General features: G+C 46.1%; 8 protein-coding genes. 4 read left to right on the top strand and 4 right to left on the bottom strand.

The genetic code is table 11. The features are described from left to right. Positions 1-38: 38 nt before the first annotated feature. Positions 39-1859 carry an ABC transporter ATP-binding protein/permease gene (locus tag NZ952_05680; protein ID MCS7120674.1) on the bottom strand — a complete coding sequence of 607 codons (1821 nt, stop codon included), beginning with the start codon at positions 1857-1859 and terminating at the stop codon, positions 39-41. Beyond that, entirely contained in the window at positions 1852-3693 is a 1842-nt protein-coding gene (locus NZ952_05675) for an ABC transporter ATP-binding protein/permease (protein ID MCS7120673.1), read from the bottom strand. The genes NZ952_05680 and NZ952_05675 overlap by 8 nt, the downstream gene beginning before the upstream one ends. A gap of 223 nt (positions 3694-3916) precedes the next feature. On the opposite strand from NZ952_05675, the gene NZ952_05670 reads away from it, so the two are divergent. From NZ952_05670 to NZ952_05655, 4 genes are all read left to right on the top strand, one after another. Next, positions 3917-5020 (top strand): dipeptide epimerase, encoded by a 1104-nt coding sequence (locus tag NZ952_05670; protein ID MCS7120672.1) that lies wholly within the window; start codon positions 3917-3919, stop codon positions 5018-5020. A 199-nt stretch (positions 5021-5219) separates the two neighbouring features. Next, positions 5220-6965: an ABC transporter ATP-binding protein/permease gene (locus NZ952_05665; GenBank protein ID MCS7120671.1), complete on the top strand. Its 1746-nt coding sequence runs from the start codon at positions 5220-5222 to the stop codon at positions 6963-6965. 12 nt (positions 6966-6977) lie between these two features. Beyond that, a complete protein-coding gene (locus NZ952_05660) occupies positions 6978-8807 on the top strand; it encodes an ABC transporter ATP-binding protein/permease (GenBank protein ID MCS7120670.1) in 1830 nt (609 codons plus the stop codon). A gap of 95 nt (positions 8808-8902) precedes the next feature. Next, complete coding sequence (locus NZ952_05655; protein ID MCS7120669.1) at positions 8903-10063, top strand: TIM barrel protein; 1161 nt, start codon at positions 8903-8905, stop codon at positions 10061-10063. 84 nt (positions 10064-10147) lie between these two features. Here the strand turns inward: NZ952_05655 and NZ952_05650 are convergent, their stop codons facing one another. Both NZ952_05650 and NZ952_05645 read right to left on the bottom strand, forming a co-directional pair. Next, entirely contained in the window at positions 10148-11926 is a 1779-nt protein-coding gene (locus NZ952_05650) for a DUF87 domain-containing protein (GenBank protein ID MCS7120668.1), read from the bottom strand. Then, positions 11923-13731: a DNA double-strand break repair nuclease NurA gene (locus tag NZ952_05645; protein MCS7120667.1), complete on the bottom strand. Its 1809-nt coding sequence runs from the start codon at positions 13729-13731 to the stop codon at positions 11923-11925. The genes NZ952_05650 and NZ952_05645 overlap by 4 nt, the downstream gene beginning before the upstream one ends. Positions 13732-14132: the final 401 nt, after the last annotated feature.

Here is a 14132-nt window from a genome sequence, read left to right as displayed (position 1 = left end):
TACCGTCTCAAACGTGAAGGCTTTCCACCGTTCTTTTACTAACCAATTCTAGCCGCGATCTCCAGACCCTTCTCCTCTTTGAATTGCATCCGGTAGAAAGCACTGTATATCCCGCCCTTCTCCATAAGTTCCTTATGCGTCCCCCTTTCTACTACTCTGCCTTGATCTAAAACAATGATCTCATTGCAGAGCCTTATGGTTGAGAGTCTATGTGCTATTATTATGGCAAGCCTATTCTCAAGAAGCTTCTTTAGGGCGTTCTGAACCACAAGCTCAGTGTAGGGGTCTATACTTGATGTTGCTTCGTCGAGGATCAGCAGCTGAGGGTTCATTAGAAGCGTCCTTGCAAAGCTTATGAGTTGTCTCTGTCCGATCGAGATATTCGAGGAGCCTTCCTGTATGATATAGTCGTATCCGCCGGGAAGTTTCATTATAAACTCATGCGCTCCGACAGCTTTCGCTGCTTCAACGACCTCTTCATCCGAAGCCTCTGGATTTCCAAACCTTATATTGTCCTTTACGCTCATTGGAAATAGGAATGAGTCCTGAAGAACTATCTTCATCTTATCGCGGAGAGATGAAATCTTAATCTTCCTTAGGTCATAGCCATTGATTAATATTCTGCCTTCGAGCGGATCATAGAATCTCGCTAAGAGGTTAATTATTGTGCTCTTACCTGCGCCTGTGGGGCCGACTATCGCCAGCTTATAAGGTTTTTTAAGGCTGAAACTTACATTCTTGACGACTGGTATCCTCGGGTCATATCCAAATGTGACATTTTCGAATGTGACTTCTTCAATGCTGCTTATTTCTATGGCTTCCTCGGGCGGGGCTTCCCCAACTTCAACATTCGTGTCTATAAGATCGAACATCCTTTCTATAGCGGCCATCGCGGACTGGTATTGGTCGTATACGGAAACCAAATCGACTAGAGGCATGAAGTATGAGAACTGGTATTCAATGAATGCTACCAGTGTTCCTACGGTGATCTCTCCTCCTAAAACCATTAGCGATCCATACCAGAGGATCAAGGCTGTCCCAGCTATCCTCAGGTAGAGTATGATCGGCTGGTAAGCGGCTGAGATTCTTATGGTCCTTAAACTCGCCTTTACAGTCTTGTCTTGGACGGTAGAAAACTCTTCAAGGGCATTCTCCTCCTGAACGAACGATTTAATCACCTTCATGCCTGATAGGTTTTCTTGAATCCTTGATGTTAGGCCTCCTAGGGTTGAGAGCATGTCTCTATAGGCTGCCCTGGAGACTTTTCCGAGAAGCCAAGCCAACGTCACGGCAAACGGTAGAACGGCGACCGCAAGCAGGGCGAGCTTCACATTCAAAGAGAATATTATGATCAAAGCGCCTAATATGGAAGCCGTATCCTGGATTATGCTTGTCAGGCCCATTCTCAGGAAGATTCTGACAGTGTTGGCGTCATTCACAGGCCTCGAGAGAATTCTCCCAATCTCGCCCTCTGAGAAGTATCTTAGAGAGATTATCTGCAGCTTGTGGATCATTTCGTCTCTCATCCTAGCGACAACCTTTTCGCCTACTATTCTCATCTGAAAGAGCTGAATATATTGGAAGAAGAAGTTAGCTAGGGTAACAAGGATGAATAGGGGGACCCACCAGAGGAAACCAATAAGGTTTCCAGGCTGAATAATCTGGTCTATCGCAACCTTGTGCAGGTAAGGTGAAAGTAGCCCTGTGAGTGCTGTTAGAACTATGGTTATCGCGCCAACCGCTAAGTTTCTCCTGTAAGGTTTAGCGTAATCATACATTCGCAGGATCAGTACCCTGTCCGGAACAGTCCTTTTTCTTGTCTCCTCAGCTTTCGAGAAGACGCCGAACGGGCTAGACATGTACAGTTATCTCCCTCTCTAAGATTTCAGGAGGCGCCTTTTCAAGGAACTGAGTCTCATAAATCTTTTTGTAGATACCTCCCTTCGCCAATAGTTCTTCGTGAGTTCCAAACTCGACGATCTCACCGTCATCGAGAACCATTATCCTGTCGGCATTCTTTATCGTGGAAAGTCTCTGCGCAATTATGAAGCATGTCCTTCCCTTCATAGCCTCCTCTATGGCTTCCTGAATCTCCTGCTCGGTTTTAGCATCCACGAATGATAATGAATCGTCAAGTATGAGGATTTTAGGATCAGTTAATAACGCTCTGGCAATTGTTATTCTCTGTCTCTGACCGCCAGACAGGGTTACCCCTCTCTCTCCAACTATGGTATTGTATCCCTCTGGCAGCGACTCGATAAAGTCGTGGATCCTGGCCAGTTTTGCAGCTCTGATGATAGAGTCCATTGAGGCGTTTGGGTTCCCAAATGCGATGTTATCTCTAATGGTTCCAGTGAATATGAAGACGTCCTGTAGAACTAAGCCTATCTGCCTTCTCAGCGAGGACAATTTAAACTTCTTCACGTTGACCCCGTCAATAATTATACTTCCAGAGTCAACGTCATAAAATCTTGGAATTAGGTAGACTAGCGTAGTTTTTCCAGATCCAGTTGCACCTAGAATGGCTATTTTCTCTCCGGGCTTAACCTTGAAACTTATTTTCTTAAGTACAGGTCTATTCTTGTCATATCCGAAGGTTACATTCTCAAATACGACTTCGCCATACTTGATGGAGATATCTTGCGCGTTGAATTCGTCTTTAACATCCACCGGTAGATCCATAATTTCATAGATTCTTTCAAGGCCAGCTGAAGCGTTTATCCAGGTCCCGACAAGCTGACCTAGATCGCGAAGAGGAAAACTCAACCTCATCATATACCTTGAAAAAAGGGTAAGCTCGCCTATGGTCAACAGGCGCCCTGGAGAAGCTATCATGTTTCCTCCGTAAAGGTAGATCATGACTATTCCGAGTGTTAGTATCGCCTGCGGGGATGGGGCATAAATAGATTGGATTCTCCCTGCCGTGATGGCAGTGTTGACATAGACCTCCTCAACCTGCTTAAACCCTTCCTCCATCTCTTTTTCTCTTTGGAAAATCCGAACAACCCTCATTCCAATAATATTCTGCTGTATATACGCACCGAGTCTTCCCAAGATGAGCATCATTTTCCTGAAGAGCGGCATCGTCTTCATCCAGAGTTGACTTGTAAAGTAGAATACCAGGATCATGGGAACAATTGACATTATACTCATAATTGGACTTATAGAATACATAGTCCCAAAGACGATGATTACGGTGAATACAGCATTACCTAGGGTTCCAACCCAAGACCTTAGAAAGCCTTCAACTGGCTGGAGATCCATCGTGGCACGGGAAACCAGATCGCCCACAGCGACTGAGTCATAAAACCTGAATGACTTGTCCTGCAACGAATAATAGTAGTCGGATCTAAGGTCTCTGATAACTAGTTGCGCCGAGTAGCCATGGAGATATGTTATCAAGAAGTTTACGATGCCGAATGAGACTACGGCGATCAATATTTTAAGTATGAGGACAGGTAGTACACCTACATTCCCGCCTATAACTACCAAGTCAATAATCTGTGAAGTGTAGAGTGGTTCGAGTGTGAAAAGGTAAGATCTTAGAACGGAAAGGGCGGCTATGAGAATCAGAAAGTGAGTGTAAGGCTTCTGGTATTTGATAAGCCTTTTGAAAGTGTCTAATGATGCGGATAAGCTCTTCTCGGTCTTAATGGCGTTGACATACTCGACCACTGGTTTCGCAACGCTCATTACATGCACCAGTTAGATGGAACGGCGGAACCCTTTTTCGGCGAATTTAACCTCTCTAATGCCAACGTGTCAGATATAATCTTTTCGAAGGTTCTAGAACATACCCATATTCCTATTATTAACACCACCATCCTAAAATGCCTCCGCCTCTATGAGTATACAAAGCTTTTAATCAGTACATATAGAATAAAGATGAGTGTTTTGTGCTTCGTAGGTGCCAGATTTGGGGATTCAACGCATCGAGGTTTACAATGTTTCCCTAGATTACCGTGAACCTTTCAGAATTGCACCTGGAACCGCATACATGAGCAAAAACATAATCGTAAAGATTGTTACTGACTATCGCGTTGTTGGCTGGGGTGAGGCTTCGCCTTCAAGGAGACTTACCGGCGAGACCCCGGAGACCGTAATCCAGACCCTGGATCTCTTAGCTCCGAAGATGATAGGCGCATGCCCACTGAGGATTGAATGGACTCTAGATATGATGGATTCGACGGTTGCCAGGAACCCTGCGGCGAAGGCGGCGGTCGATATGGCATTGCATGATATTTTCGGTAAGACTGTTGGGAAGCCGCTTTTCATGCTCTTGGGAGGTTACAGAACCGAAGTCTTAACGGATATTACTCTGGGGATAAGGCAGCCTCAAGAGATGGCTAAGGACGCCATCAAAGCCGTTAGAAGCGGGTTCAATGTCTTAAAGGTTAAAGTTGGAGTTAACCCTACCGAGGATGTTGAGCGAATTAGACTTATCAGGGAGGCGGTGGGCGAAGATTTGCAGCTTAGAATTGATGCAAATGGGGGCTGGACTCCAAAACAGGCAGTAGAGGTTCTAAACAGAATTGAGAGGTTCAACATCCAGTTCGCAGAGCAGCCAGTTCCGCCTGAGGATCTAGAAGGCATGGTTGAAGTTAGGCGCAAATCCCCTATTCCAATAATGGCCGACGAGAGTGTATGCTCAGCTGAAGATGCATTACGGGTAATAGAACTCGAGGCGGCAGACATGATAAACATAAAACTGATGAAGTGCGGAGGTATAGCTAAAGCTAGGAAGATAGCGGCGATAACAGAGGCTGCTGACATACCATGCATGATTGGATGCACAGGAGAATCTGAGGTTGGGATAGCGGCTGCGACCCACCTGGCAGCCGCATTAAAGAACATTAGGTTTGCAGACCTTGATTCTGATTTACTATTGAGGGATAAGCTCGTTAAAAGAGGCGGAACGAAAATCACGCGTTCCAGACGGATACCATCAAGATATCATGGACCGGGAATAATGGGTGTTGATATAGGAATGCTCGGTGAACCAGTGAGGGTTTATATGTAAGTATTCGCTGGGTTTTAGGCTTGAAAAGTCTTCTTCAACGTCTAGTCGCATTTTTAATGCTATCTCTTATCTATCTGGAGAGTGAAGGAAGGGGACTAAAGATCTATAGCAATGTGTGCTTATTCTGAAAAACTTTTATATCGGCGCCAAGCTATTCGCATCAAATCGCCCATAGACGGGGTCCAAGCGGAGATGGAGAATGGCCAGATCATCTATACTAAGGGTTTTCAGCTACGTTGTTAGTGGCTGGAGGTTTCTCACGCTAGGTCTTGCCCTGATGCTTGCTTCTACATGTCTGGCCATGATGATCCCCTGGTATGTTCGAGATCTTCTTAATTCTGTCGTTGCGTATGATCCCAGTAAGCTTTTGCCCCTTTCATTGCTGGTTATTCTATTAACTTTCCTTGAGGGTGTGGCGGCTTTTTTTGTACGTTACATTTTCGAGCTTATAGCGCAGAGAACAATATATCGCCTAAGATTAGACCTATACAAGCATCTTCATGAGCTTTCGTACGGCTTCTATGATCGAGCTGAGATCGGCGAGATAATTGTGAGGGTAACAAATGATATGGACAACCTGAATCGTTTCATAAGCTTTGCAACTATGCCGCTTTTGGACGCGGTTTTCTCGTCGACAATAGCCGTTTACATACTGCTAAGCATAAATGTGGAGTTGACAATTGTCGCGATGTCTCTTATCCCCCTGCTGGCGTTGGTCGCAATTCTCTTCAATCGTAAGGTCTTCCCGATTCTTGAAGAGAACTGGATAGCCATGAGCCAATTCAACAGCACTGTCCAAGAATATACCTCTACAGTCAAAGTTTTGAAGGCCTTGGCGGTGGAGGACATTTTCGAGAAGACATTCAAAGCTAATCTAGACAAAATTTACGGTTTGAATATGCGTTTTCAAAAGTACGCTTCGGTCTCATGGCCGTCAATCGGTCTAATATCAGCCGCCATCCAGGTCTCAGTATTTCTATATGGCGGTTCAAGGGCTATTGCAGGGATCATGAGTATAGGAGACATCGCAGCATTCCTTCTCTACCTAGCCATGCTTAACAGACCTCTTGTTGGTCTAGGGTTCTTTGTTCTTGATTATCAGAGGGCATCTGTATCAGCTTCAAGGATATTTGACATAATGGATATGGAGCCTGAGGTTAAGGAGGAGCCTGATGCACTCGATCTTAGGGATGTGAGGGGCCATGTAAGATTTGAGGATGTTACATTCGGGTATGATGCAAGCAAACCCGTTTTGGTGGACGTTAATCTTGACGTAAAACCAGGTGAGAAGGTTGCGATAGTCGGACCTACAGGCTCTGGCAAGTCGACGCTGATAAAAATGATACCCAGATTTTATGATCCTCAAAAGGGGCGCATACTGATAGATGGTGTAGACGTCAGGAATGTTAAGGTCAAGTCTCTCAGAAGGAATATTGGCATAGTTCATCAGGATGTGTTGCTCTTCGCTGGCACAGTAAAGGATAATATAACATATGGGAAGCCAGGCGCCTCTATGAGCGAGGTTGTCGAAGCCGCTAAGGCAGCTGGCATACATGAATTCATAGAAAGTTTGCCTAAAGGCTATGAGACAGACGTGGCGGAGAGAGGCGTAACACTCTCCGGAGGGCAGAGACAGAGGCTCTCAATAGCAAGGACGCTTATATTGAATCCAAGGATCCTAATACTTGATGATCCAACTTCTAACCTTGACGCCGAGACCGAAGCTACGGTAGTTGAGGCGCTGAAAAAGCTCATAGAAGGGAGAACAACATTCATTGTGACCCAGAGGCTTTCAACACTCAAGCTAGCCGACAGGATAATTGTCATGGATAATGGCAAGGTAGTCGAAGATGGGACTCATGAAGATCTCATGCGGCTTGGAGGCGTATATGCGAGAATCTACAATGCACAGTTCGCACATCAGGAGAGACGGGAGGTTAAGTAGACATTGGGGTGGATGATAGGCAGGTATGCGCGTGAGGGCGGAGAGGGCAAACCTAAGAGTCCCCCCTCTAAGATAATGGCGAAGCTCCTTAGGCTTATCTGGAGGTATAAGATAAAAGTGATGCTCTTCACTGTTGTCGCCTCAGCCGTCCTGATTCTGAATGTGATAGGACCGTACTTTGGAAAGCGCATCGTCGACGACGGAATAATGGCGAGGAATATTGATGCCTTGATCTTCTATTCGATTCTCGTCGCAGTCATATCTCTCTGCGGCTGGGCCTTAGGTATTCTGAGAAGCTACAGTATCGCGTGGTTAACTCAAAGGCTACTTTACGATTTGCGGTCAATGCTGTTTGCCCATTCTGTGGAGCTAGATTATTCTTTCTTCTCAACGATGCCAGCTGGCCAGGTTATATCCAGATTCACAAGCGACGTGGAATCTGTCGGTCAGACCGCTACGACAGGCTTCATCGACGCCGTTTTTAACACGTTGACGATAATCGGTGCGCTGGTAGCCATGTTAAGCTTGAACATAAATCTTACACTGGTGACATTGTCGCTTATACCGCTTATCGTTGTCTCAGTCATTTTCTTGGCTCGAAGGAGCTATAGAGCATATCGGGAGGTTCGCGCTAAGGTCGGCGAGCTGACATCAAATATTGAACAAACGGTTGCTGGGATGAAGGTCTCTCAATCCTTCTCTGAGAGGGGAGGCGAGAACCTTAGACGTTTTGAGAGGGTCAGCTATGAGACGATGCGTGCAAATCTTAGGGCAACCCTGGTTATGGCTCTAACTCGCCCAGTACTAAGCCTGATAAGGGCTGCTACTATAGCCCTGCTCATATTTTACGGCGGCTACTTAGTCATCAACAACGAGACAACTATTGGGACGCTTATAGCCTTCTACAGCTACGTCGAGATGTTCTTCAACCCGATAATAACCTTGACAATTTACTATAACATGCTCCAATCAGCCCTAGCTGCTGCGGAGAGAATATTTGATTATCTTGAGGCGAAGCCGAAGGTTACAGAGGCTGAGGACGCGGTTGACCTAGAAATTAAGAATGGCGAAATAGGAATTGAGAACGTAACCTTCGGATATAATGGGACCAAGGTATTTGATGGGTTCAACCTCCATATCAAGCCTGGAGAGATACTTGCAGTTGTCGGGCCGACCGGAGCGGGAAAAACAACCCTCGCGAACCTTGTGCTTAGGTTATATGATCCGCAAAAGGGTCGCATACTCATAGATGGAGTTGATGTTAGGAAGATGAGACTGAAGTCGCTTAGACGCCAATTATCATTAGTCCCGCAGGAGCCTGTGCTATTCCGGGATACGGTTCTAGAGAATATTCGCTATGGGAAGCCAGATGCGACTGAGGATGAAATTATAGAGGTTATTCATAGTCTTGGTTTGGAACCACTCCTAAACTCCCTGCCTGAAGGGTTAAAGACAATCGTCACTGAAGGCGGTGCAAACCTTTCTGTGGGACAGAGACAACTTATAAATATAACGAGAACCCTTGTAAGACAGCCTAAGATAGTTATCTTAGACGAAGCGACAAGCAGCGTCGATCCCTATACAGAGAGCATATTACAGGAGGCATTAAAGAAGCTTCTTAAAGGGAGGACATGCATCATAATCGCGCATAGACTATCTACAACCTTTCTAGCCGACAGGGTCATAGTTATCGATAAGGGGAAGATAGTCGAGGAAGGAACTCATGAAGAACTCTTGTCTAAGGGTGGACTATACGCTAAACTCTACGAGATTCAGATAGGCCAACTTATGGGCGCAGAGGTAGTATCTGCAAGTGAGGCTTCGGATCAAAAGCGCCTTTAATGGATGGAGTGTCTCCAATAAGAACCTTGCTGTTCTCCACCAACTCTGCAAAAGTCTTATCTTATGATTCGGCATTCTGTAAATCTTGATCAAAAATGGTTTTGGTTGATCTTCGTGACCAGAAGAAAGTGAAGACTAGAGATGAGATGCTTAAACATCTGAAGAGTTTCAATCTTGAGCCGCGTTTCTCTGCTGGTGTATGGTACTTCTACCCGGGTGGGGGCCGTTTCCATGAGGCCTATATAGAGCGAGGCTCTATTCAAGATGTGCTGATGAAGGTTGCCTCACTTTATGATATGGGTGTCATCGACTCTAGCTTCGGTTTGGAGGCTCATTATCCAAACGAGGTCAATGAGGAGACCATTGACGAATATAAGGCCCTTAGAAGGGAGACAGGCATAAATCTCGTGACGGTTATACCGAACCTTTTCTATGAGAAGACCTTCGAGTTCGGCTCCCTCTCAAATATGAATCCGGCTGTAAGGAGGAAAGCCATTGACCGTACGATAAGAGCGCTCCAGATGAATAAGGAATTGAATACCGAGTTCTGCGTCGTCTGGCCAGGTATCGATGGATATGAAAACCCTATCGGAACAGAGTTCTATCTGATGTGGGAGAACTTCGAGAGAGGATTGGCGGAGGCAATGGATGCCGTACCAGGCGTCAGGGTGGCAATTGAACCTAAACCGTATGAGCCTAGAGGAAACAATATCTATAGGAATACTGCAAACGGCATTCTCATGGCGAGGAATGTTGAATCCCTATTAACTTCTGAGGAAAATAAAAAGATATTGGGAGAAGGACATAGCCTTGTATGCCTAAACCCGGAGGTCGGTCATATTCTTATGGGCCATGAGGAGCTTGCATACGCTCTTGCATCTATACTTAGAGAGGGAAGACTCGCTCACACCCACTGGAATAGCCAGCCGCTCGGAAACTATGATCAAGACCTGAATGTTGGCGTTCTGGGCTTGGATCAGATGTACGCGGCGCTCCTCGTCCTAAAGATGTACGGTTACAGAGGCAGATTTGGGATAGACATCAATCCTGAAAGGATGCCTGTTGAAAGAGCTCTTGTGCTAAATATCAACGCACTTCGAGCTGGCTGCGAGAGAATCAATAATTTAGACTTTGATAGGCTTGTTGAGGCAATGTACAATCCTGAGGAAAGTAGAGGCGTGGCGGAGGACGTTATGACTCGAGCCCTGGCGCCCTCATCCACCTATTTAATAGATTTCGGGAAACTGGGGATTTAGCGCTGGTAGTTACGAGATTAGACGACCTCGACTCAATGCAAACAGCATAACCTGTCCGCTGCAGATCCTTACTCAAACGTCCATTTATGACGCGAATTCTCGAAGAAGATTTTCGGAGACAATATCTTCATTGTTAGGGGTCTTGACGAAGGCTGGGACGTTCCTCTGCTTTGTCGCCTTATAAGAGACAAACAGCCATTCGCCTATGTCTAGTTCCGTTGTCCTGTCAAGCAGGTCATAACTGAGGCTGAACGCATCTGCGATAACCATCCTATCATAAAATCTCGGAAGCACGCTTACAAAGTAGCTATGCAGCTGCTGAAGTGCATTCACGTTCAAATGCGCAACCCGTTGGCTGCAGATCCAGCAGTTAGCCCTATATTTTCTTCCCTGGCGCAGAAGCCTCTCAACCGCCAAGTTAGACTGTTCCGTATAGTCATCCTTCCTCGTCCTGTCAGGTATGAATTCCTGTGCTTCATCAAGCACGGTAAGCACAGTTCTCCCAACACCCCTAGTCTTCTTTAACCAAAGAAGACGATCTACGAATCTGCTCACGATCTCTCTAGCATCTACAGGTTCCGGCGCATAAACGACGTTTATGCCTCTAAAATCTTCAATCGCTACTTTGGTAGCCAGCCATTCAGGGTTTTTGATGCCTCCACCGTTGCTGACGTCCTTATCCTCATCGATTTCTTCTTCAAGGGCCCTGAGTATGGCCTGTATATCTTTAACTGTTCCGGATAAATGATGAATGGTTGCTGAGAAATCCTCAAGTATTCTTTTTAGTTCGTCCTTAGCTTCAATGTCATCCGCGATTTCTTCCAGTCTCGTCTCCTCGCGATATCCCTTCTTCGAGGCAAAGATATTAAGTCTGTTGAGAGCGATCGTCCCTTGGATCGATTCCTTGCTCCTACCTCTCGCTATCGAGCCAATTAAGCCCAATATATGACCCAACGTTAAGGGTATATACTCCATCGGATATGAAAGCGATAGCTTCTGCACCCTTCCCTGCTGGACTAGTTTCCTGATTGCTTGTGCAATTATATGCCTGTCAATCTTCATTTCCAATGTCTCTGGGATCGCCTGTGAATCCAGAATCCTGTCCACGTCCTCGCCCAAGTCCTCTGTGGAGAAGAATCTTGGGGCTAGGTCTAGGAGATGTATTAGGTATTCCCCAGCAACATCGAAGATGACGACTGATAGATTGGTTATTGCGTCTAATGACTTTCTAAGCAGTATTGAGCTGAGATTTGATTTTCCACATCCGGTGAAGCCGAATATTCCAGTGTGATATCGCACCATTTCAGAGATCTTAACGGTTAGTGGCAGATCGAATCCTATCAGTGTTCCGACATCGACACCTCCCTCAACACACAAAAACTCCTTAACAGTCTCTTTTGAGAGGATATGCGCGTCGCTTCCTACGAGCGGTGTTAGGTTTGATCTTTCAAAGGTTATATCGCCGCCTTGAATGTTGAGCCTATAGTTTGTTGGGACTGCAATTATGTCGATCCATGTTTCTTCGCTTGCCTTCCAGCCCTGATTGATGGTCTCTAAAAACTCCTTCCTTATCACCTTTGGGACTGATACATCCATGCCTAACATTTGGTAGTGCATTGGTCTAACAGCGACAACTTCATAGATGATGAAGGTCTCGCCACTAATTGTTGGTCTTCTGAAGGCTATGAAGCTGGGCTCATGAAGCCTATCTAGAACAGAGAGGCTGAACGATGCTTCTGCAACAGCGACCTGACTTGTAACCGTCAACTCGCCTTCTCCTGTTCTCGACGTTCTAGTCGAGGTTCTGTGAGCCCTTAAACGCGCTTGGAATGCTCCATCCATGTCGTCGAAGATCTGTCTCAAATGTTCTCTCCCTCCGATAAGGTTCTTTCCCTCGCGCCCTCGGTCTCACGCCTTATGTCCCTAAATCTACGTGCTATTGTAAAGATCTTTTGTTTTCTCGAGAGAGTTCCGAGTTCAAGGTCTGCGACACCCCTTAATAGACCCCTCATCATCTTGACCTCGTTCTTCACGGCTTTGTCTGCAAGGTATAATAGTTGATTATGACCAACTGCCTCCAAGACCTCCGGATTATCGCATTTGGATAGAATCTGGAGAATAAATGAGTCGAGTGGATTCTCATCTTCCCCTTCCCAGTATGGTTGGATCAAGGTCTCACGGTCGCCTTCAGTGGCTGTGATCTCGGCAGTGAAGTCTTCATCCACTTCTGGAATGTAGAACCTGTCATACATGAATGCCGGAGACCTGACCGCCTCATCTGATTTGAACTGTCTAATCTGGAAGTAGCCTTTCACAAACTGTCTCTCCACGGCTATCCTCCTCCTCGCCGCCTTTAACACAATGTTCCCATCACCCTCGATCATTGTTGCGAAGCATGAGTCGTAGCTTATGGTCCGCCATGGGACGGAAAAGGTTTCAGGATTCGTGCTGCTAAGGATCGTTAGGAAGGCCCTGTCATGTCTTAGGTTTGGAAGCTTCTCTTCCATTGATATTGTGCCCCTAAACCTTGCATATGGGATTACAGCCCTAATATAGTCGGATGCAGATGTGTCCTTGGCTATTCCTATGACCAGAACCCTTCTCCTTATGGCTTCCTCCCTCAGCATATGGATGAGCAGCACATTTATCACATTTAAGTCTAGAACTGTCAGCCAGGATTTTCCTTCGTTAAGCATCAGTGGATGCTCATTTGAGCTAAAGATTCTCTCAACCACTGACCATGCAGCCTCCCTTGCTCTCAGCCAATAATTTCTGACATGGCTCTTAAGCTCCAGAACTGAGTTCTCATCTTCCAGGTTGAAATCCTCTGTGAACAGTCCATCCTCTGAGGATTTATGCAGCTTAAGCAGACCCCTAAGGACATATTTTCTACTCTTTTCAGGAACGCTCAATTCGGCGAGAAGATCTTTCGCCGTAAGCCTGCCAATTTGCATGAGTTTCTGGACCGCGGCGAATGGGTAGTAACCTCTTCTCTTCGGAACCCAGTTTTCGCCAGACCCTAAGACGAAGGCTAGACAGAGGTCCAAGTAGGTTAAGGGACCATGGCTTGTCTTCATACCAAGCAGGATAGATCTTTTTCTATCCAACCAATGCCTGAAGTCGCGGGCCAAGGGTCCGAAGGTTCCATGCAGAGGCCTATCCATGAAGAGTAGCCGCACATCATCATCCTCTATAGCCTTGAGGGCAAGTGACAGCTCAGCCATAGTCATCATTGCATATGGGATTCGCTCAGCCGTCCTTGCCAAGTCATATTCCGTTGAGCTTGACTCGTCGGTGACGTAGAATAGATCTTCTGTCCACAGCGGAACCGAGGCGGACGCCGCTAACCGCTCATCCCTTCTTACATGGTCGAGGCTGAAGTCAACTCTATCACCAATATTGAACTCGCATCTAAATCCTGTGGCGCAGACGTAGAAAAGAAGCATTTCCAGCAACTCATCATAGTCCATAGAGCCGTCGATACCAACCGCCACATACTCGCCCGGCTCAAAGAAGACGGGCTTAGGGTTCGAAGTAGCGAGCGGCTTAATACAGAGGGTTAGACCCGGACGGCTTCTAAGCTCACTTATGCGGCTAGTGAGCAGGGAGGCTAGGTCAGAGGTATGTCTCCTAAGCCTTTCAGCAAGGAAACCCATATAAAGATGCACCCGGCTCCTCCAGATTGAATGGTCTGTCCGCAGATCCACTTTACCGGAGCAGGTCACACCTTAGTGGATCAGCGGATAATATTTTCTCTGCATCCTAGTTATAAGCCCTCTGTGAATTTTGGGAGGGGGGTTAAACTGGACGCCAAACCCTTAGAAAGCTGAGGTTTCGTCAAGTGAAAGACACAGTCTTTGTTTTGGTACTGGAGATCAGTCACAGTAACCTCGTAAAGCGGCGACCGGACCTGTAATCCATAGAAGTCATACTTTGATTAGTTTGGCTAAACAAAAGCGCAATTTCTCTGCATTTATTTTGAAAATATATAGCACCGGTTTCATTCTGGTAAGGCAAGATTAATTAACCCTTAATGGTTATTCTAAAATTGGCTAGAATTATACTGGTG

The sequence above is a fragment of the Candidatus Bathyarchaeota archaeon genome (genome assembly GCA_025059045.1).
In the GTDB taxonomy this organism is placed as follows: Archaea; Thermoproteota; Bathyarchaeia; order Bathyarchaeales; family DTEX01; genus JANXEA01.
This window is presented reverse-complemented; position numbering and strand designations above follow the sequence as displayed.

Bases quoted from the DNA above. Each gene is read 5' to 3' on its own strand.
- NZ952_05665 (MCS7120671.1), top strand. From the start codon at position 5,220: ATGGCCAGATCATCTATACTAAGGGTTTTCAGCTACGTTGTTAGTGGC.
- NZ952_05675 (MCS7120673.1), bottom strand. From the start codon at position 3,693: ATGAGCGTTGCGAAACCAGTGGTCGAGTATGTCAACGCCATTAAGACC.
- NZ952_05680 (MCS7120674.1), bottom strand. From the start codon at position 1,859: ATGTCTAGCCCGTTCGGCGTCTTCTCGAAAGCTGAGGAGACAAGAAAA.
- NZ952_05660 (MCS7120670.1), top strand. From the start codon at position 6,978: ATGATAGGCAGGTATGCGCGTGAGGGCGGAGAGGGCAAACCTAAGAGT.
- NZ952_05655 (MCS7120669.1), top strand. From the start codon at position 8,903: ATGGTTTTGGTTGATCTTCGTGACCAGAAGAAAGTGAAGACTAGAGAT.